General features: G+C 43.6%; 21 protein-coding genes. 15 read left to right on the top strand and 6 right to left on the bottom strand.

Annotated features, from left to right (window positions below):
• The first annotated feature begins 28 nt into the window (after positions 1-28).
• Positions 29-1,114, top strand: a complete 1,086-nt coding sequence (locus A8C56_RS23385; RefSeq protein ID WP_067762510.1) for an ABC transporter permease — start codon at positions 29-31, stop codon at positions 1,112-1,114.
• Positions 1,115-1,175: 61 nt separating this feature from the next.
• On the opposite strand, the gene A8C56_RS23380 is transcribed toward A8C56_RS23385, so the two are convergent.
• Both A8C56_RS23380 and A8C56_RS23375 read right to left on the bottom strand, forming a co-directional pair.
• Entirely contained in the window at positions 1,176-1,643 is a 468-nt protein-coding gene (locus A8C56_RS23380; protein WP_067761156.1) for an Lrp/AsnC ligand binding domain-containing protein, read from the bottom strand.
• A gap of 443 nt (positions 1,644-2,086) precedes the next feature.
• Entirely contained in the window at positions 2,087-2,725 is a 639-nt protein-coding gene (locus A8C56_RS23375) for an ORF6N domain-containing protein (protein ID WP_067761154.1), read from the bottom strand.
• 144 nt (positions 2,726-2,869) lie between these two features.
• Between A8C56_RS23375 and pheS the strand changes: the two genes are divergently transcribed.
• The 3 genes from pheS to A8C56_RS23360 all read left to right on the top strand — a co-directional run bounded on the left by pheS (position 2,870) and on the right by A8C56_RS23360 (position 5,492).
• Complete coding sequence (pheS, locus tag A8C56_RS23370) at positions 2,870-3,916, top strand: phenylalanine--tRNA ligase subunit alpha (RefSeq protein WP_067761151.1); 1,047 nt, start codon at positions 2,870-2,872, stop codon at positions 3,914-3,916.
• Between the two features lie 97 nt (positions 3,917-4,013).
• Positions 4,014-4,277 carry a phosphopantetheine-binding protein gene (locus A8C56_RS23365; RefSeq protein ID WP_067761148.1) on the top strand — a complete coding sequence of 88 codons (264 nt, stop codon included), beginning with the start codon at positions 4,014-4,016 and terminating at the stop codon, positions 4,275-4,277.
• 9 nt (positions 4,278-4,286) lie between these two features.
• Positions 4,287-5,492: a beta-ketoacyl-[acyl-carrier-protein] synthase family protein gene (locus tag A8C56_RS23360; RefSeq protein WP_067761146.1), complete on the top strand. Its 1,206-nt coding sequence runs from the start codon at positions 4,287-4,289 to the stop codon at positions 5,490-5,492.
• 14 nt (positions 5,493-5,506) lie between these two features.
• On the opposite strand, the gene A8C56_RS23355 is transcribed toward A8C56_RS23360, so the two are convergent.
• A complete protein-coding gene (locus A8C56_RS23355; protein ID WP_067761144.1) occupies positions 5,507-6,556 on the bottom strand; it encodes a sensor histidine kinase in 1,050 nt (349 codons plus the stop codon).
• Between the two features lie 26 nt (positions 6,557-6,582).
• A complete protein-coding gene (locus A8C56_RS23350) occupies positions 6,583-7,254 on the bottom strand; it encodes a response regulator (RefSeq protein ID WP_067761142.1) in 672 nt (223 codons plus the stop codon).
• A 303-nt stretch (positions 7,255-7,557) separates the two neighbouring features.
• On the opposite strand from A8C56_RS23350, the gene A8C56_RS23345 reads away from it, so the two are divergent.
• Complete coding sequence (locus A8C56_RS23345) at positions 7,558-9,798, top strand: hypothetical protein (protein ID WP_067761140.1); 2,241 nt, start codon at positions 7,558-7,560, stop codon at positions 9,796-9,798.
• Between the two features lie 99 nt (positions 9,799-9,897).
• Entirely contained in the window at positions 9,898-12,099 is a 2,202-nt protein-coding gene (locus A8C56_RS23340) for a hypothetical protein (protein ID WP_067761138.1), read from the top strand.
• Between the two features lie 110 nt (positions 12,100-12,209).
• Here the strand turns inward: A8C56_RS23340 and A8C56_RS23335 are convergent, their stop codons facing one another.
• On the bottom strand, positions 12,210-12,902 hold the full coding sequence (locus A8C56_RS23335; protein WP_067761136.1) for an ROK family protein: 693 nt from the start codon (positions 12,900-12,902) through the stop codon (positions 12,210-12,212).
• A 229-nt stretch (positions 12,903-13,131) separates the two neighbouring features.
• Between A8C56_RS23335 and A8C56_RS23330 the strand changes: the two genes are divergently transcribed.
• The 6 genes from A8C56_RS23330 to atpH all read left to right on the top strand — a co-directional run bounded on the left by A8C56_RS23330 (position 13,132) and on the right by atpH (position 17,908).
• Positions 13,132-14,781 (top strand): ABC transporter ATP-binding protein, encoded by a 1,650-nt coding sequence (locus A8C56_RS23330; RefSeq protein ID WP_245645684.1) that lies wholly within the window; start codon positions 13,132-13,134, stop codon positions 14,779-14,781.
• A gap of 97 nt (positions 14,782-14,878) precedes the next feature.
• The gene (locus A8C56_RS23325) at positions 14,879-15,121 is read left to right on the top strand and encodes a hypothetical protein (protein WP_067761133.1); all 243 of its coding nucleotides are present in this window, start codon (positions 14,879-14,881) and stop codon (positions 15,119-15,121) included.
• A gap of 118 nt (positions 15,122-15,239) precedes the next feature.
• Positions 15,240-16,325: a F0F1 ATP synthase subunit A gene (gene atpB, locus A8C56_RS23320; protein WP_245645682.1), complete on the top strand. Its 1,086-nt coding sequence runs from the start codon at positions 15,240-15,242 to the stop codon at positions 16,323-16,325.
• A 38-nt stretch (positions 16,326-16,363) separates the two neighbouring features.
• Positions 16,364-16,615, top strand: a complete 252-nt coding sequence (gene atpE, locus A8C56_RS23315) for an ATP synthase F0 subunit C (protein WP_067761131.1) — start codon at positions 16,364-16,366, stop codon at positions 16,613-16,615.
• Positions 16,616-16,783: 168 nt separating this feature from the next.
• Entirely contained in the window at positions 16,784-17,278 is a 495-nt protein-coding gene (gene atpF, locus A8C56_RS23310) for a F0F1 ATP synthase subunit B (protein ID WP_067761130.1), read from the top strand.
• Between the two features lie 66 nt (positions 17,279-17,344).
• Positions 17,345-17,908, top strand: coding sequence for an ATP synthase F1 subunit delta (gene atpH, locus A8C56_RS23305; RefSeq protein ID WP_067761128.1), 564 nt, complete (start codon positions 17,345-17,347; stop codon positions 17,906-17,908).
• A gap of 162 nt (positions 17,909-18,070) precedes the next feature.
• Here the strand turns inward: atpH and A8C56_RS23300 are convergent, their stop codons facing one another.
• Positions 18,071-18,685 (bottom strand): HAD family hydrolase, encoded by a 615-nt coding sequence (locus A8C56_RS23300; protein WP_067761126.1) that lies wholly within the window; start codon positions 18,683-18,685, stop codon positions 18,071-18,073.
• 80 nt (positions 18,686-18,765) lie between these two features.
• Between A8C56_RS23300 and A8C56_RS23295 the strand changes: the two genes are divergently transcribed.
• The 3 genes from A8C56_RS23295 (at position 18,766) to A8C56_RS23285 (ending at position 20,799) form a co-directional block, all read left to right on the top strand.
• Complete coding sequence (locus A8C56_RS23295) at positions 18,766-18,993, top strand: CDGSH iron-sulfur domain-containing protein (RefSeq protein ID WP_067761124.1); 228 nt, start codon at positions 18,766-18,768, stop codon at positions 18,991-18,993.
• Positions 18,993-19,748: a 16S rRNA (adenine(1518)-N(6)/adenine(1519)-N(6))-dimethyltransferase RsmA gene (rsmA, locus tag A8C56_RS23290; protein WP_067761123.1), complete on the top strand. Its 756-nt coding sequence runs from the start codon at positions 18,993-18,995 to the stop codon at positions 19,746-19,748. Before A8C56_RS23295 ends, rsmA begins: the two co-directional genes overlap by 1 nt.
• Positions 19,749-19,863: 115 nt before the next feature.
• Positions 19,864-20,799 carry an NAD(P)-dependent oxidoreductase gene (locus A8C56_RS23285; protein WP_067761122.1) on the top strand — a complete coding sequence of 312 codons (936 nt, stop codon included), beginning with the start codon at positions 19,864-19,866 and terminating at the stop codon, positions 20,797-20,799.
• The last annotated feature ends 58 nt before the right edge of the window (positions 20,800-20,857 follow it).

Here is a 20,857-nt window from a genome sequence, read left to right as displayed (position 1 = left end):
ATACAAGTTTTTCTTACATTTGATCCCCATGCAATCACGCTCAATATTCCGTCAACCCGGCTGGCAACGGCTCAAAAAGAACAAGGGAGCGGTAATTGGCCTGGTAGTCATTCTCTTTTCTATTCTTGTTGCGGTCTTTTGTTATTTTCTTGCAGAGGACGCTTCTCCCAATTCCAATCGTATCATTCTTGAAATTGGCGGTTCAAAACCAGGATTTCAACAAACTTTCTTAAAAATAAAAAAGGAAAACCCGCCTGCAACTGCAGGGTTTTTACAGCAGTTGATCAGCGGCCGGCCTGACCAGTCAGACTATATTCCTATTAATTCCTGGCGGCAAACTGCGGACAGCTTTATAGTAGATAAATTCATTGATGAAGGCGTTAGTGAGCGCATGAGTTTTTCAAAGGCACAGGTAGCGTCTGATGCTATCGTTACAAAAAAATTCTGGCTGGGGACGGATAGTTACGGCCGCGATATTTTAAGCAGGCTGATCGTGGGCACGCGCGTAAGTTTAAGCGTAGGCATGATCACTGTTTTAATTTCCATCAGCATTGGCCTGGTATTAGGTTCCCTTGCCGGTTTTTACAGAGGCAGAACAGATGATGTGATTATGTGGTTCATTAACGTGATCTGGAGCATTCCTACACTGCTCCTGGTATTTGCTATCACATTGGCGCTGGGCAAAGGTTTCTGGCAGGTATTCATTGCCGTGGGGCTGACCATGTGGGTAAATGTGGCGCGCCTGGTAAGAGGCCAGGTACTGGCAGTACGGGAACTGGAATATATTGAGGCTACAAAGGCCCTGGGGTTTAAGGATATGCGCATCATTATGCGGCATATCTGGCCCAATATCATGGGACCGGTGCTGGTTATTGCTGCCGCCAATTTTGCTTCAGCAATCGTAATAGAAGCAGGCTTAAGTTTTTTAGGAGTAGGCGTACAGCCTCCACAGCCCAGTTGGGGATTAATGATCAAGGAAAATTACAACTTCATTATTACACAAAATCCAATGCTGGCATTAGCTCCGGGCTTTGCCATCATGATCTTGGTATTGGCATTCAATCTCTTTGGCAACGGGTTAAGAGATGCATTAAATGTAAGGGGCAGGCTATAGCGCTGTTCATGGTCTATAGTTCATAGTCCAAGGAAGGGCACTATCAACTCTGAGCTATGAACTATTCCAGCACTCTTACATTCCTTGAAAAGCTTTCATCGAGAGAAATCAGTGTTTCTGTACGCTCGATTCCCTTGATTTTTTGCAGCTTTTCATGCAAAACAGTTCTTAACTCGCTGATATCCTTACAAATAATTTCGGCAAACATGCTGTAATTCCCTGTTGTGTAATTAAGGCGCACTACTTCTTTCAGCTTGTATAATTCCTTTGCAACAGAATCATACAAGGAGCTTTCCTTCAGGTAAATTCCTATAAAAGCAATGACATCATAACCCAACAGCTTTAGATCTGCATTCAATTTTGTACCTTTCACAATACCATCCTTTTGCAGCTTTTTGATACGCACATGGATGGTGCCGCCGGATACAAATAGTTTCTTACCAAGATCTGCATAGGAAATCTCAGCATCCTCCATCATGTGCTGGATGATCTGGAGATCCAGTTTGTCGAGATTCAATTTATTGTTCATTTAGCCAGTATTGATTTTAAATAATTCAACAACTATTGCAAATATTTGAACATTCTCTATATTTTCAAAATTTTTCTTGAAATATTTGGAATAACTACCCGATAATTCCTATTTTTGTTCTATCAAACGCTGAAAAAGCAAAGATCTTTACACTGTGGGGTGATGAAATTTTTGGCAGACATGCCCTCTTGTCTCGGGGGTGAGGATTACAGGACAAACATAGCATAGAGCCGACCGTCAGGACGACCAGGATTGACCACTAAACTTTGTGCTACGGCTAACTGCCTCGTGGAGGTTCGAGCCCTCCCCCTACAGCTTTTAAGGCGCTTACACCCCTGTGTGTAAGCGCTTTTTTGTTGAAATAAGATACTGCAGACTGTACGCAGCTCCGCATTAAACTTTTGCTGACAGGCTAACTGTCCGTCGGCTGGTGGGTTACATATTCAAAATCCAATACGCCTCCGGGCTTTCCATTCCTCCTCCCTGGCCTTCTTTTCAGCTTCAGCGTCCAGCATGTTTTCCAATGCTTCATATATCTGGCTTAACTGGCTGTCATGCGCATCAATACGTTCATGTAATTCGGTTCTCAGATTTTTCAGCTGTTGCATAAAATCCTTATGCTCCACGGCTAACTGTTTTAAGGCAATAAAAGCCCGTACAATAACAATATTCATTTCTATTGCCTTATCGCTGTTTAATACAGATGCCAGCATGGTAACGCCATGCTCAGTAAAAGCAAAAGGCAGGTATTTTGAGTGCCGGCCTCTTTTTGAAGCCGCCTGCTGCCCATCAGCCTTGGAAGGGTTCTTTATGGTCGCAATTTGCGTCCTTAAAGAATCCGCACCAGCAGCGGGTTTCAGATCCTTTTCGCGGTTGAAATCCGAAAAATGCACCTTTAATTGCTCGAATTCTGTTTTAGTAAGCTCAAACATAAAGTCCTCCGGAAAACGTTTTATATTTCTTCTTACAGCTTCTTTCAGTCTTTTGGTCTCAACCTGGTACAGCCTGGCCAGATCAAAATCAAGCATAACACGTTGTCCTTTTATTTCGTAAATTCTTTGCTGAATAATCTTTAATTGCATGGTGTCTCCATTTTATGTTATTGGTTAGCAAATTATTATCTCTAAACTACACCATTTTTTTAAAAAAACAAAAATAGCACGCACCCTCTTGCTACCTGAAATTACCGATGCATTACCCCTCGGTATTTATTATCTTTGCCGGCTATGCAGGATTTGATTCAAAAGCTCGACGCCTACAAAAAAGAGATCGCTGAATTTGCTGTTACGGATGAATCATCTGTAGAGGCATTTCGTATCAAATGGCTGGGCACCAAAGGCCTGGTAAAGAGTGTAATGGGCGAAATGAAAAATGTGCCGGCAGAGCAGAAAAAGGAAGCCGGCCAGCTTTTAAATGAATTTAAACTGTTTACTGAAGCAAAGTTCAGTGAGCTGAAGGAAGCGGTTTCCGCCTCCGTAAACGGGGCAGAAAAAACAACACTGGACCTGTCGCTTCCCGGAGACACGGTGCCCCTGGGCAGCCGGCATCCCATTACACTGATGCGCAATAAAATCATTTCCATATTTCAGCGCCTGGGCTTTGCCGTTGCAGAAGGACCGGAAATTGAAGACGACTGGCATAATTTTACCGCATTGAATATGCCGGAACATCATCCCGCCCGCGATATGCAGGACACCTTTTATGTAGACGCAGGCGAAAATTCCGCAGTTGACTGGTTGTTGCGTACCCATACCAGCAATACCCAGATCCGCGTAATGGAAAAGGGTCAGCTGCCCATCAGGGTTATTTGTCCCGGCCGTGTATATCGTAATGAAACCATCAGTGCCAGGAGTCATTGCTTTTTTCACCAGGTGGAAGGGTTATATATTGATGAGAACGTATCCTTTGCAGATCTGAAGCAGACACTTTATTTCTTTGTAAAGGAAATGTATGGCAAAGACGTGCGGGTACGGTTCCGCCCCTCTTATTTTCCCTTTACAGAACCAAGTGCGGAAATGGATGTAAGCTGTTTTATATGTGGCGGTAAAGGATGCAATATCTGTAAAAAGACAGGTTGGGTTGAGATCCTGGGATGTGGTATGGTGCACCCTAACGTATTACAGAACTGTGGTATTGACCCTGAAAAATATACCGGTTTTGCTTTTGGTATGGGTGTAGAGCGGCCTGCTATGCTGAAATATGGTATCAATGATATCCGTTTATTCAGCGAAAATGATATACGGTTTTTAAAACAATTTACAAGTGCTACCTAGAACCAGACCCCTAAGAGCATCGTCCTATTTGTACGGCCGGAGCATTATTAATTATTCCGGCTATCCCTATTTAAACTATTTTTATTAAAATACATAGATGGAAAAAGAACAGTTAAAACAACAGGTAAAGGAACAGATCATTAAATTTCTGAACCTGAATAATGTGAAGCCTGAAGATATTAAGGACGACGAACCCCTGTTTGGTGAGGGCCTTGGACTGGATTCAATTGATTCCATTGAGCTGATTGTAATGCTTTCCAGGGAATACGGCATCAATATCCAGGACCCTAAAGAAGGCAGAAAAATATTAACTACCGTAAACACAATGGTAGAATATATTGAACAACACCGTACAAAATAGGTTTTTGCTTTGAGCAATATTTTAATTACCGGGTTGGGGCTTATTTCTGCAATCGGCGATTCGGTAGCTCAAAACCGCCAATCACTGATCAATGGTCGTTCAGGAATTGGAAAAGCCCGTTATTTCCGGTCAAGATATGCTGAAACAATGCCCTTTGCCGAAGTAAAAACAAGTACGGAACAATTACAGCAACTCCTGGCAGCGCCCCGGCAATATCCACAGGTAACCCGTACAGACCTCATTGCGCTGAAAGCGATGGGGGAAGCCATTGCAGATGCACAGCTTTCTCCGGAAGTGCTCCATAACAGCTCCACCGCTTTTATCAGTGCCAGTACAGTAGGGGGCATGTGCCTGACCGATGAAATGTACAGGGATGCCAATACGACAGCAGCAACATCCGACAGTCCGTATCTGAGCGCCTATTCCAACAGCGCCAGCACTTTGTTTTTACAATCCTATTTCAATATAGGAGGAATTGTAAATACATTCAATACAGCATGCTCCTCATCTGCCAACGCTATTATGTACGGGGCAAGGTTACTGAAGAACGGCCTGGCAAAAAAAGCAATCGTTGGCGGCACAGACAGCCTGGCAAAATTTACAGTAAACGGGTTTAATTCATTAATGATCCTTTCTGCCGAAGCCTGCCGTCCGTTTGACAATGCACGCAAAGGGTTGAACCTTGGTGAAGCCGGCGGTTTCATCATACTGGAAAGAGCAGAAGATGTTCCCCCTGATAAAAAAGTATATGCGGAAATAAAAGGGTTTGGCAACAGCAATGATGCCTTTCATCCTTCTTCCACCTCTGAAAATGCAGACGGCCCTTATTTGTGCATGAAAACGGCCATAGAGGTAGCTGGATTAGAGGCATCCGATATCGATTTTATTAACGCGCACGGAACCGCTACAGAAAATAATGATGCAACGGAAAGCGTGGCTATGTTACGGTTATTTGAAACAGTTCCCGCATTTGCCAGCACAAAATCCTATACCGGCCATACATTAGGCGCGGCAGGTGCCGCAGAAGCCATTTTCAGCATCCTGAGCCTTTACCACCAGGAGGTTTATCCCTCCCTGAATTTTGAAACGCCTATTGAAAATACCGGGCTGGTACCTGTGCCGGAATATCAGCCTAAACAACTCCGTCATGTAATGTCCAACTCTTTTGGATTTGGGGGCAACTGCACATCGCTGATCTTTAGCGTGCACAACTGATCCTTGCCGTTTCCTTAATCCTTTTTGGCATCTAATGTAAAGCCGATTGTAGTGCCCACATTTTCGGTGCTGCGTATATGAATGGTTTGCTTGTGCGCTTCTATGATGTGCTTGCAAATGGCCAGCCCCAGGCCACTGCCTGTAACATCCATGCTCCTGCCGGTTGGCGTTCTGAAAAAACGTTCAAAAATCCTTGGCAGGCTTTTTTCCTCAATCCCCACTCCGTCATCACTTATTTCAACAAGGATCCGTTTATCGTCTGTTTTATAGATACCCGCCTTAATGGACCCTCTTGTTTTTCCATATTTAATCGCATTCTCCAGCAGGTTTAATAATACCTGGCGGATCTTTTCTTTATCTGCATTTACAACAATAGGCGCTTCACAGCCTTTTTTTATGCTGAAATGGATCTGCTTTTGCTCGGCTTTAATGGAAATACTTTCAAAAGTATCCTTCAGCAGTTCCTGGATCACAAAGTTGCGCTTTACAATAGTGATCTCGCCGCGCTCCAGGCTGGAGATCTCGTCCAAATCCTGCAGCAATGTGGTCAGGCGCTCTACATTCGCCGCTGTTTTTTCCAGAAACTTCCTGCCGATCACCGGATCAACGCTATCCCCGTTCAGGAGGGTCTCCACATAGCTCTGGATTGCAAAAACCGGAGTTTTAAATTCATGCGAAAGATTTTGCAGAAATTCACGGCGGAATTCTTCATTTGCCTGCAGCGTAGCTACCTTTTGCTGGTTTTCCTGGGCCCAGCTCTCTACATCAACAGCCACTTCATCCAGGCTTTTCTTTGGCAGGATATACTTATAATAGGTTTCCTGGCGGCGTGTGGCCTTTGTCTGGTAAATAAATTTGTAGATCACCTTGATCTTACGGTAAATAAACCGTTCCAGCACAAAACTGAACAGCAGGTACCCTCCTATCAGAATAATGCCAAAAGAGGTTATTGCCGGCTTCCAGTTCTGTTCAATGATAAAATCGATCAGGCTGATCGGAACTGCAAGACCCAGGGCCGTATAGAAAGATACCTTGCGGGGCGAGAGATTTTTAGGGTCAAACATATTTGCTTCATTAATCAGCCGGAGATTTACACCTCAAACTTATAACCTACCCCCTTTACAGTGGTGATACAATCCATTTCCAGCTTTTGCCGTATTTTCCTGATGTGCACGTCAATGGTCCGGTCGCCTACAATAACGTCATTTCCCCAGATGGCATTTAAGATCTCATTCCTCAGGAACACACGCCCCGGCTTTAATGCCAGCAGGTACAATAACTCAAATTCCTTTTTTGCCAGAATGATTTCCTTTTCTCCGTTCTGAACCACAAATTTTTCCGGGTCAATAGTAATGGTACCCGCTTTAATGGATTTAGAATCTTCCTTATGTATGCGCCGCAAAAGTGCCGCCACCCGGCTTGATAATACTTTGGGGCTTACGGGTTTGCTTACATAGTCATCTGCGCCCGTTTCAAGCCCTCTTATCTGTGTGGACTCATCATTCAGGGCAGTCAGAAACATAATAAGCGTGTCTTTAAAAGCAGTTTGCGCTCTTAAGACCTGGCAAACCTGCACACCGGTCTTTTTAGGCATCATCATGTCCAGGATGATCAGATGCGGGCGTTCCTGGTTTGCTTTTTCAATAGCCTCGTCTCCATCCTTTGCTGTAATAACATGATATCCTTCCTTAATAAGGTTATAGGATAGAATATCCAGGATATCCGGTTCATCATCTGCAATTAAAATCTTGTAGCCCTCCATTTAACAGAAATTTAAAGCAAACCTAACCGTATTTTTTTATTCTGCTGCCATTTTAGTAATTTGATCATACAGACTTAATAATAAATTAATTTTACCGGGGCTTTGGGAAGGCGTCTTCTTTACAGCTGCTCTTAATTTACCGGTTCAGAGCCTTCATTTGCATTTACAAATCCTTCGTCAAGGTAAAAAAGGCAAGTAGCCTTATAATTGGTTGATTAAATACAATTTAAGCAGGATGGTATAAATTTTGCATCATTTTTAACACATTATTTATAACCCGCCGTGTAATTTGAAAACTGAAATATGAAGAAATATATCCCTTTCCTTTTACTGATATTACTATCTGTACAGGCAACCGCCCAAAAAAGATCCAAACGTAAAAAAAAGCATCAGGAGGAAACTACCGTTGTAGTAGACACCATTCCGGCTTATAAACCTGTGATCACCCGTTTAAAAATGCATGAAACGATTGACGCAGACCAGAAAGCCCTGATGGGCAGCGACGGCAATGCTGATGGAATACTGAAGGTTTCTGAAGATAAAAAGGTAAATGAAGCGGTTACAGACGCCGCAACAAAGCGGGTGGACTGGTTGCAATACCAGATAGAAACCGATCCAAACCTCGATAACCGGCTTAAAGCCAATTACCTGTCCGGTATTTCAGAAATCCTGAAATACGTAAAAACAGGATGGAAGCGCAATCTGGTAGATATTGCCTATCTGCCCCAGATCATTGCAACCTATAAGCAGTGCATTGAAGCAGACAGAAATAAAAGATCGGTGGCGCCGATTATTCAGCCCTTAAACTACGATGTGGCCTATACGGCTATTTTGCCCAGGGTTTTTAAAGAAAACCCGGGATATGAGGACACAAAGGATCTTTTACTGGTCAAATTAAGCGAGAAATACCCGGAAAGGACATTTGCCGCATTAAAGGTATACCCCCAGTCGCCCCATGCAGACAGCCTGATCCGTGTTATGGCGCATAAATACCCCCAGCAATTGTATGATTATGCCCAGGCAAATAATAAGCTGAGCTACAGGATCCAGAATATAGAAGATGATCCGCTCATCACCAGCATTGTAGCTATGGCACGCAGTGATAATAAAAGCGGACAGTATTATTTTCCGTTCCTGGATAATATTGTAAACGGTAAAATTACCACCAAGGACATTGACGATGCCAAGAACGACCCGGTAAAATACTTCCGTTTACTGGTCAACACACAAATAGAATACACTACAAGAATGGCAAATGGAGATACGGCCATGGGCTACAGGAGCCTCCTGGCAAAGATGGAGCAAAAGGCAAAAGATGATTTTGTGGCTCCTATTAACGGGCTCCATGAAAGCCCGGCAGCAATACGCTTCAGGACCATACAGCAGCTGAGGCCTGAAGACCTTTACTATGTGGCCGTGCTTACAGACGGGCTTATTTATACCAGCAGCTATACAGACGGGGTTTACCCGCTGATGATGAAGAAAGCCGGTAATAAAGGAGATGAATTATTGAAGAAACTGAACTTTGACCATTACCGAAAATTCATTGCGCAGGCTGCCGCCTATAATACCCTGAAGAACTTTTTAGGAACGTTTCAGAACCAGGACGATGCCAAAAGCCTGATGACCACTTTTGTAAGCAACCTTGAAAAATCAGAAGGACTGGAAGATGGTGTGGATGTGGCCGATTCTTATGCCAGTGTTTATGAGATACTGCCCGACCTTGCCAAACAGATGTTAAGCGATGTGAGCCAAAACCTCGACAGGAATCAGCAAAGCGGCAACAGGAAAGGGGTTGCCATTTACAGCATTCTGTACAACCTGTTTCTCTCAGCTGATTCTTCCAATCATATAGATCTTACTGAAAAGCTGCACGTTCCCCCTGTATACGATGTTCCTTTTAAAAGCCTGGCAAATGAGAAGGGCGAAGTGATCTGCCAGGTATTCTTTTACGGCGACCAGGACGGGCGGAACATTTTTAACGGCTTCCTGGGCATGTTTAATTCCAACTGGAAGATCGACCGGAGCAATAAGCAGTGGGTGGTTATTCGATCAACAAAAGGCAACCCGGTGTCCATATACGCCAACCGGCCCCTGGATGAAACAAAGGGCGAAGATGATGCTGCCCAGCGGGCATTGAATGCCTATCTGGAAGAGAACAATCTCTATCCTACGGTAACCATACACAGGGGGCATAGCTATTGGGCCCCTTCAACCATCGACTATATGTCGCCCACTTCCAAACTGGTCTTTATGGGTTCCTGCGGGGGGTTTAATCTTATTGATTCCATTTTGAGAAAATCTGAAGATGCCCATATTATTGCCTCCAAGCAGATCGGGAAAACCGCCATCAACAAACCCTTCTTCCTGCTATTGACCGAAAAATTAAGAACTGGTAAGGACATTGAATGGATCCCTTTCTGGAAAGAATTTAAGAGAGCCGCCAATGTGCCCGGTTTTGAAGATTATATCCCCCCCTACAAAAACCTGGGCGCTATTTTCATTAAAGCCTATAAAAGAGAAACCGGGCAAACCAACGTCTGATCTTTTGCGTCTTGGTTTTGTTAAAAGATACCGTCATGCCGCTTTTTGCCTAAAAAGGCGGTAGTTTTGCGCATTCGAAGCATTTAAGAAAAGTAGTATATGAAAAGATCGGCTTTGGCCTTTGGATTGGTAATTGCATCCGTAACCCAGGCTTTTGCACAGACAGAAAATGGATCTGTGCCGGAATATACCGTACCCATTACCCGGCAGTTGCAACATGATAATATTGATAAACAGCAAAAATTATTGCTGGGGAGTGATGGGAAAGCGGATGATGCTTTTGTTATTGATAACAACGAAAGCGCCAGCCGTATTGCTACCAATGCCATTACTTCAAAAGTAGACTGGCTGCAATACGAAATTGAAACCGATTCTAAAATTGATACCCGTCTGAAGCTGGGATACCTTTCCGGCCTTGCAGATATTTTATCTTATCTGCGCACAGGCTGGCTTAAAAAAGAAGTGAATCCCACTCATTTTGACCAGATCATTGCCCTTTATAAAAAGCTGATACAGGTAAACCAGGAAAAAGGTTCCCTGGTGCCTTATGTTTCCTATTTTCCTTATGATATTGTGTATTCAGCAACAATTCCCAGGATCCTAGGAGAAAATCCCAGCTATAAGGAAATTAAAGATATTCTGCTGCTTAAATATGCCCGGCAATATCCTGAAAAGACTTTTGAGGCCCTGCGTAAATACGCTGATGCCCCCGCCGCAGACAGCCTGATCAAGGCCCTGGGCCGCCAATATCCTCAGCAGTTGTATTCCTATTCACAGGCCTATGATAAGCTGGGCAATAAAATACGCAGCATAAAGGACGATGAATTTGTAAAAACAGTGGTTGATCTTTCCCAGCAAAAAAGCGGGCAGATGTATTTCCCTTTCCTGGATAACCTCGTAAAAGGTAAAATTACTATCCCACAACTGGACGCCGCCAAAGACGACCGTTACAAATACTACAGCCTGCTGGTAAAAACGCAACTGGATTATGTAAACCGTGCTTTGAGAGGGGATACAGCCATAGGCGCTGTGGAGCTTACAAACTGGCTGGAAAGAAAAGCCGCAGATGATTTCATTTCTGAAATAAACGGGTTGCATGAATCGCCGGATGCCGTGCGTTTTAAATGCATCCAGCCTTTAAATGCACAGGAGCTGTATTACCTGGCCGTGCTTACTGACGGATTAATATATACCAGCAGCTATACGCACGGTGTGTACCCCCTCATGATGAAAAAGATCAATAACCGGGGCGATTCCCTGTTACTTTCTGTGCATTTTGATCATTACCGTAAATTCATCAGCCAGGCAGCAGCTTACAATACCCTGCAAAACTTTTTCACCACCTTCAAAGACAAAAGTGATGTAAACGGGCTGATGTCGGCCTTTGTAAGAGGGCTGGAGAAATCAAAGGGCCTGGAAGATGGCGTAGACGTTGCCGATTCTTATGCCAGCGTATACGAAACCCTTCCGGATCTGGCCGTACAGATGCTTTCCAACATCAGAAAGAACCTGGAAGCAAACAGAAGAGAGCATAATACAAGGGGGATAGCTATTTATAATATCCTGTATAAATTATTTCTTTCAGCAGATTCCAACAGCCATATCAACCTGACAAAAGAATTAGGCATTCCGCCGGTTTATACAGTCCCCTTTAAGAACCTCTGTAACGAAAAAGGAGAAGTGATCACGCAAATGTTCTTTTACGGGGATGATGATGGTAAAATGGACTTTGATATTTTCGTGCGCACCTTCAGCAATGATCCCAACTGGAAAGTGGATCAAAGCAACAGCAAATTTGTGGTAGCTAAATCAACAAAAGGCGTTCCGGTATATGTATATGCCAACATGCCGTTGCCTAATGAAGACGATATGGATTATCCGGCACAGTCGGTAATGGAGCAATACCTGGAAGATAATAACTTATCGCCTACCGTTACCTTTCACCGGGGGCACAGCTATCACGCCCCTACCAGCGTCAGCTACATAACGCCTACTTCCCGTGTGGTGTTCATGGGCTCCTGTGGTGGCTTCAATCTTATCGATTCCATACTAAAGAAATCAAGCGATGCGCACATCATCTCTTCCAAACAAACGGGCTACAGGGATATTAACCTGCCCTTCATCCGCATATTCCTGGAAACACTGAGAAACCATAAGGATATAGACTGGATGCCGTTCTGGAAAGAATTCAGGGAAAAGGCGCATGTAACCGGTCTGGAAGATTATATCCCTCCTTACAAGAACCTGGGCGCCCTGTTCATCAAAGCCTATAAAAAGGAAACCGGTGAAGAAAATATGTAGGGGTTAAATCCTGTAAAAGAGCGGGCGATAACAGTCGTCATCTGATGAACTATCGGATGCCGACTTTCTTTATTTTGAGACCGCCACTTCTTAATAATTAATCAGAGCTGCTACTGCCGCCATAAAAGCACACCGCCATCAATACCGTCCTCATTGGAAACAATGCTCATATCATTGCCCAGTTCAAATGTTATCTTTTTAGCATTGCCGCCACCAATAAACAGGTGGTCATAGTTAAATGTGGTCTTCAATATCTTTAGGATCTTTTCCAGGCGTCTGTTCCAGTCTTTTTTACCCAGGTGATCAAAGGCCTTTTGCCCGATGCACTGATCATAGGTTTTATTATCCAGACAGGGATGCTGGCCAATTTCCAGATGAGGCAGCAGCTTCCCGTTCAGAAAAAACGAAGTGCCAAAGCCTGTTCCCAAAGTAATCATCATCTCAAATCCCTTTCCCTGCATACAGCCAAGGCCCAGCATATCGGCGTCATTTACCACCCTGGCCGGTTTGCCCAGGGCCTTTGTAAGCAAATCTGCAAGGTTGATCCTGTTCCAGTATCCTGAACCCAGGTTGGGCGCCGTATGCACAATATTATCTCTTACATAACCCGGGAATCCGGCAGATATCCTGTCGTATTGAAACCCTTTAACCAGTTCCTTTATGGTCTTTATAAGATTTCCCGGTGTAGCAGGGTCAGGAGTCGGAAGTTTGATATAATCCTGAACAATTGCTCCCTTTTCATTTAGGGTACTCGCTTTTACTTTGGAACCCCCTATATCAATTGCCAATGTTATCAAAGCCATGCATATTATTTTTTCAATTCGTGAAAGTTACGTAAGAATATGAGTCTTTTTTAAAAAAATTTTGTTTGCAGAATACCTATCTTGCAGGCCGATGGCCGATGCAAAAAAATCACTTTTTGATGTTTCCAAGTTAAGACGGGTTTTTCATTATGCAGCTCCGTACAAGAGAAAATTCTATCTATCCGTCGTCCTTGCTATTCTCTTAGCAGTTATCACACCTGTGCGGCCAATGCTTATTCAGCTTACGGTAGACCGATATATTACCCACTCCATTCCGCAAATGGTCATTCTTGTAACCATTATTCAGCTGGTCATTATTCTTATTGAAACAGCCATGCGCTTTTCCTTTTCCTTTACTACTGCCTGGCTGGGACAGGCGGTTGTGAAAGATATGCGCGATGCCGTTTACAAAAAGATCCTGCATCTTAATTTACGGCAGTTTGACCGTACGCCGATAGGAACGCTTACAACAAGAACTATTAATGATATTGAATCGATCAATGATATTTTTTCAGATGGCCTGATCCCTATTATTGCGGATCTGCTTTCTATTCTTTGCGTACTGATCTATATGTTCTGGATCGACTGGCGGCTGACGTTCATTGCGCTGATCCCCTTTCCTATAATGATCATTGCCACTTATTATTTTAAAGAAAGCATCAATAAATCGTTTTTCAAGGTACGCAATGCTGTGGCAGCGTTGAATGCATTTGTACAGGAGCATTTATCCGGGATGAGCATCGTGCAGGCTTTTCATGCAGAAAAAAGGGAATTTCAGAAATTCAATGCCATTAACAAAGAGCACCGCAATGCAAATATTAAATCCATTTTTGCCTATTCTGTTTTTTTTCCGGTTATTGAAATTGTGCTGGCGCTTTCCATCGGGCTGGTGATCTGGTACACCGCCCGCGAAGCACTGGATTTAAAACAGGGACAGCAGGGTATTATTGTATCCTTTATCCTCTGTCTTAATTTACTCTTCAGGCCCCTGCGAATGCTGGCCGACAAATTCAATACTGTGCAGATGGGGGTCATTGCCGCCGAGCGCGTCTTTACGGTAATGGATAACCCGGATGTGGAAACGGCTCCTCCTGAAGGGTACAGGGATCCGGAGCACAGGGTAACCGGTACCATTGAATTCAGCAATGTCTGGTTCGCGTACATTGATGAAAAATGGGTATTGAAGGATGTCAGCTTTCAGATCCGGCCGGGGGAAACCGTGGCAATAGTGGGGCACACCGGTAGCGGAAAAACAACCATCACCAGTCTGCTCAACCGTTTTTACTCCATTCAGAAAGGAGCAATCATGGTAGATGCCACAGATATACGCCGGCTTTCACCGGCCTATTTAAGAAAAAATATTGGTGTGGTGCTGCAGGATGTGTTTTTATTCTCCGGCTCTGTGCTGGATAATATTACATTGCGTAACCCGGATATCTCAAAAGAGCAGGTGATTGCTGCCGCAGGAATGATCGATATGCATGATTTTATTATGCGGCTGCCGGGCGGGTATGACTACAATGTGAAAGAGCGTGGCGCAACACTGTCGTTGGGCCAACGGCAGTTATTATCTTTTATCCGCGCTTTGTTATATAATCCGTCCATCCTTATTCTGGACGAAGCCACCTCCTCCATCGATACGGAAAGCGAGCTGCTGATACAGAAAGCTACTGAAACACTGGTAAAAGACCGCACTTCCATCGTTATTGCCCACCGCCTCAGCACCATCCGTAAGGCAGATAAGATCATTGTACTGGATAAAGGTATTCTGGTAGAAATGGGCACACATGATGAACTGCTGGAGAAAAACGGCTTCTATGCCTGCCTGCACAGGATGCAGTTCCAGCATCAGGGGAAAAGCTCAATTCCTTTTGACTAAAAACCTATCACGTTGATTAACAATCAAATAATCTGATAAACAGCTACACTCCCATTTTCCGAATAAAGATTCCTGGCTTTTTAAAACCCTGCGCATAATGGCAGGTAAAAAGAACTATTTTCCGGAGGAAAAAGACAAACTCCCTGTTTTACGGGAGCCGGAAATGAAAGGGCTGGAAGACCTTAGCTTTAAACTGGCTGCAATAACTGATCAAAATGGCATCAAAGTGCTCTTTCTGCACATTAACCATCTCATCGCTGATAAAAAAGCCGTAAACCGTGCCAAAGACCAGATCGATGTCATTGAACCGGGACGGATCAAAAAAATCCCGGGAAAGTAATCCATCGACCGCTAAAAACTTTAAATACCCGCCTGTAAATTCCTTTTTTTATTCATTTCAGCCTTATCTTTGCCGCAAATTTCAGAGCGATATGGGTTTTAAATGGTTCAAATCCTTTATGGTAGCGGCTTTAAGCCTGTTTTTGGTATCTTCGGCACAATCTGTTTTTGCGCAGCACGAGGAGCATGCGGAAGGGGCTGCCACAGAGGAAAAGTTTAACCCCGGTGAAGCCATCCTGCACCATATTGCCGATGCCCATGAATGGCACTTTTTCAGCTTTAAAAAAGAGGACGGTACCGAGTTTCATGGCACCATTCCGCTTCCTGTGCTCCTTTATTCCCCGCAGCGGGGTTTCAGCGCTTTTATGTCGTCTGTCTTTCATCATGGCACTGAGGTGTATAACGGTTATAAGCTTGAGCATGATAAGGTTGTAGCCGTAGATGCCAATGGCAACGCGGATGAATCTGTTAAGGTGTATGATTTTTCTATTACAAAAAATATTCTCCAGATGATCATTGCGCTGATCGTTCTGGTTTGGTTAATGATTACTATGGCCGGAAAATATAAAACGGGCCAGGGAGTTACATCAGCGCCAAAAGGCCTGCAAAACGCCATTGAGCCGATCATTACCTTTATACGGGATGATGTTGCCAAACCTAATCTTGGCCCTAAATATCAAAAATACCTGCCTTATTTATTAACCATTTTCTTTTTTATTCTGATTAATGCGCTTTTTAGTATGCTTCCCGGGGCTGCAAATGTTACAGGAAATATAGCCTTTACAGCCATTTTAGGAATTATTGCCTTTTTAGTGATCATGTTTAATACCAACGGGCACTACTGGCAGCATATTTTCTGGTTTCCTGGGGTACCGCTTCCGGTAAAACTATTAATGATCCCTGTTGAGATCATGGGTATCTTTACCAAGCCTTTTGCATTGATTATTCGTTTGTTTGCTAATATGACGGCAGGGCATATTGTAATATTAAGCTTTATTAGTCTTATTTTTATTTTTACTGAAATGTCAAAAACTGCAGGTGTGGCATTTACACCTGTTTCTATTGCATTTGCTGTATTTATTTATCTTATTGAAATTCTGGTAGCGTTTATACAGGCATACATCTTTGCCAATCTTACCGCAGTGTTTATTGGTGAAGCGATAGGTGATCATCATTTTGAAGAAGATGTGGTAAGCCATCATTAATTCGTTTTTATTTAAAAATCAAATATAAAATCAGAGTCATGAGTTTAATGAACACTTTGTTGGAGGTAAGCGGAAGCTGGTCGCATTTTGGCGGTGCAGTAGGTGCAGGCCTTGCTGCTATTGGTGCCGGTATCGGTATCGGCCAGATCGGTAAAGGCGCTACTGAAGGTATTGCCCGTCAGCCGGAAGCTGCTAACGACATTCGTGGCGCTATGATCTTAACCGCAGCGTTCATTGAGGGGGTTGCCCTGTTTGCGGTGATCGCCGGTTTATTGGCGGTATTGAAATAAGATCTCAGCTGCTGCACGAACAAAAGCACTACTGTACCCGGCGCAAAGGGCAATGGGTACAGTATTTAAATCAAATCAGTTCAAGGGAGTAAAGCTGCTGAGCCTTAGGCTATCACCAGTTATACAACCTTAAATCTATCTGTCAGACAGACCTTAAATAAAAAGAAAATGAATTTACTCATTCCGGATCTTGGCTACTTTGTATGGGGCTTTGTTGCCTTTGTTGTTGTTTTTCTGGTATTGAAAAAATTTGCATGGAAGCCGATCATTAAATCCCTGAACGACCGGGAACAAAATATTGCAGACGCTATTGCTTCTGCCGAAAAGGTAAAAGCAGAAATGGCACAGTTGCAAAGTGAAAATGAAAATCTTTTAGCACAGGCACGCGAAGAACGGGCACAGCTTTTAAAAGAAGCGCGTGAAACAAAGGATAAGATCATTAACGAAGCCAAGGAACAGGCCAAGCAGGAAGCAGGTAAAATTATTGCAGATGCACAACAGGCCATCAATGCACAAAAAATGGCAGCTCTTACTGATGTAAAGAACGAAGTAGGCAAAATGGTTATTGAGGTAAGCGAAAAAGTGCTGAAGCAACAATTGGCCGGCCAGGCAAAACAGGAAGAATACATCAACAGCCTGGTGCAATCTATTAAGCTGAACTAATTCCTTCAACTCATTTCCGATCGGGAACCGCTATTCCTGTCTGAAATCTCAATTTTAATTCACAATATGCCGAATCCCCGTTTAGCCTCCAGATATGCAAAAGCCTTGTTAGACCTGGCAAAAGAACGTAACCAGGTCCAGGAGGTATTTGCCGACATTCAGTGGTTGCAGGCCGTATGCAAAGAAAGCAGAGATTTCGTGAACCTGCTGCGCAGCCCCGTTATTAAAGCTGATAAAAAGAAAAGCATTGTAAATGCCATTACCGGCAACCATATAGGTGCCATTACAAAAGGATTTACCAACCTGTTAATTGCCAAGAACAGGGAATCGGTTCTGCCAGAGATCCTTCCTGCATTCATTGAGCAATATAAAGTGCTCAATAACATCCATACCGTTAAGCTGACCACCGCAGTGCCGGTAAGTGATGAAGTAAAGAACAATATCATGAACCAGGTAAAAACAGTAACCGGGGAACAGAATATTGAGCTGGAGTCAACCGTTGATCCGGATATTATTGGTGGTTTCGTTTTAGAAATGGGCGACAAAATGGTGGATGCCAGCATCAGCTACGATCTGAAGGCGATCGCCAAGCAGTTTAAGAACAACGACTTCATCTATAAGGTACGGTAAAAATTATTTTATAAAGCAAAGCCTCTGTTCAAAAAGAGCAGGGGCTTTTGTTTATTCTTAATAAAGAGCTTTTACAACTTTGATTATTATAAAAGGCCGCTTCTTTGGAAAAAACAATCTGGATAAACGGAAAAAGAGACGAAAATAAAGATCCGGGAATGACTATTGAAGGATCTCCAGGTTTTCAATCCGCTCTTCCTGCAGCAGTAAATGTGTTTGCATGCCCAGCTCTTTTGCATGCGGCAGGTTGGTATAACTGTCGTCAATAAACAGGGTTTCGGCCGCTATGAGCCCGGCATTGTCCAGTACAAATTCGTAGGTTGTTAAATCGGGCTTGCGCCGGTGGATTTCGTGCGAAAACCAGGCTTTTGTAAAGAAGCTTTCCAGCGATGCATAGCCCGTTTCATCCTGCAGTGTCTTTGAAAAATGTTCATGATGAATCCTGTTGGTATTGCTTAATAAAAACAGGTTGTACTGATCCGCCAGCGGAATCAGAAAGTCAAGACTGGGTTTGCGGTAATCCAGTAACATGGCGTTCCATGCGGTTCTTAACTGCTCATCTGTAACCGGGCGTCCTGCTATTTTCCGCATGCCTTCATAGAATTCATCAGGAGTAATAACACCTATTTCTATTTCCCGTATAATAGGCGCGGCGCTGTACTGGGTAAACAGCTCCCTGATATTTTTAAACCCTAATTCTTCAAACGCCGAAAATGAGCGGTTAAAATCCAGGTTCAAAAACACTCCACCAAAATCGAAAATCACATTTTGTATCATAGCAACAAAGATAGCCCCTCTGTTCCTAACTTTCACCTGCTCCAAATGCCGGCCTTAAGTAGTACCTTCGTTGTTAAACTATGGCAGCTACAAAAATTACGGTCAATAACAATGGCTCTTTAAGAGTCGAAGGTGATTTTGAAATAGTAGATAAGGAAGGCAACCCGTATGACCTGGGTGGCAGAACCGTCGTGTCCCTTTGCCGTTGCGGAAAATCGGCCAACAAGCCTTTTTGCGACGGAAGCCATAAAGGCCATTTTGAGCACGAGGCCATTGCCTTTGCGCTACCTCCCAAGAAAACCGTTTAATGTATACGCTGAAAAAATCATTAGGGCAACATTTTTTAAAAGATGATAACATCTGCCGGAAAATTGTTGCTGCCGTAAGATCGGAAAAACCACAACAATTGCTGGAGATAGGTCCCGGCGGCGGTGCTATTACCCGTTATTTGATGGACCTGCCCGGTGTTTCATTTAAGGCCATAGAGCTGGATGATGAAAAGGTACAGTATCTTTTAAATACCTACCCGGCTTTGAAAGACAAGATCATTCACCAAAGCATTCTGGACAGTACTGTTCCTTTTGAAGGCCCTTTTCACATTGTAGGCAATTTCCCTTATAACATTTCAACCCAGATCCTTTTTAAAATACTGGAATGGAAGGAGCAGGTGCCGGTGATAACAGGGATGTTCCAAAAAGAGGTGGCGCAACGCGTAGCGGCTCCTCCCGGGTCAAAGATCTATGGTGTAACCAGTGTGCTCATCCAGGCTTTTTATGAAGTAGCGTATCTATTTGATGTAAGCGAACAATCCTTTACCCCGCCACCAAAGGTAAAAAGTGGCGTCATCCGGCTAAAAAGAAAAGAAACGGTTATTGCAATGAAATCAGTAAAAACCTTTACGGTCCTGGTAAAGACGGCTTTTAACCAGCGCAGAAAAACCCTGCGGAATGCCGTTAAGCCGCTTTTCCCGGAAGCCATTTTAAAAAACGAAATCTTTGGCAGGCGTGCAGAACAGTTATCGGTAGCCGACTTTGCAGCGCTCAGCTTTAAAATGCAATCCTGAGCAGAGGTTCCTCTTATAACATTCCATAATCAGCTCTCATTGATCCCAATTCAAAAATTTCCATCTATCTTAGAAAAATTGTTCATGAGACTATAGAAACTATAAAAATATACAGATGAAAGAGAAAGTGATTATTACAGGTAATGCGCATCCCATCTTACAAAAAACGCTTACCGAAAAAGGGTTTGAGGTTTCTTATCAGCCACAGATCTCTTATGAAGAGCTTTACAGCCGGGTCAATGACGTAACCGGCCTGGTGCTGACCACGCGCATTACAGTAGACAAAAACCTGATAGACGCTGCTCCTGCTCTTAAATGGATCGGCCGCCTGGGCAGCGGTATGGAGCTGGTAGACGTTCCTTATGCGCAAAGCAAAGGTATCGTTTGCGTAAGCAGCCCGGAAGGTAACCGGAATGCGGTGGCAGAGCATAGCCTCGGGCTGCTGCTGATGCTGCTTAATAAGATGAACATCGCCACAACAGAAGTCCGGGAGTTGATCTGGAAAAGGGAGGAGAACCGGGGCACAGAGCTTTCCGGGAAAACAGTGGGCATCATCGGCTTTGGCAATACCGGTGGTGCCTTTGCAAAGCTGCTGGAAGCCTTTGGCGTTACTGTGCTGGCCTATGATAAGTTTAAAATGGATTTTGCGCGGGGCTATATCAAAGAAGCATCTCTGGAGCAGGTTTGTAAATATGCTGATGTGATCAGCTTTAATGTTCCTCTTACGGCAGACACAAAGGGCATGCTTACACTGGAGCTTATGCAAACCATGCAGCAAAAGCCCATCATCATCAATGCCAGCCGTGGCAAAGTCATTCATCTGCCTGTTTTGACCGAGGGACTTAAACAAGGGCTTATTTCCGGTGCCTGTTTAGATGTTTTAGAAAATGAAAAACTGAACACCTATACAGCTGAAGAAAAAGAGCAATTACAATGGCTTCTAAATCAACCAAATGTAATTATTACACCCCATATTGCCGGCTATAGTCATGAAGCTTTTTTAAGAATGGCAACAGTTCTGTTAAAAAAATTAGGCATAAAGGAAATTTAATCCTTTTTAGTTATATTTGTAACAAGAGTTATTAAAATGAGCAACGCTTCAGTTATCT

The sequence above is a fragment of the Niabella ginsenosidivorans genome, from assembly GCF_001654455.1.
GTDB lineage: Bacteria > Bacteroidota > Bacteroidia > Chitinophagales > Chitinophagaceae > Niabella > Niabella ginsenosidivorans.
This window is presented reverse-complemented; position numbering and strand designations above follow the sequence as displayed.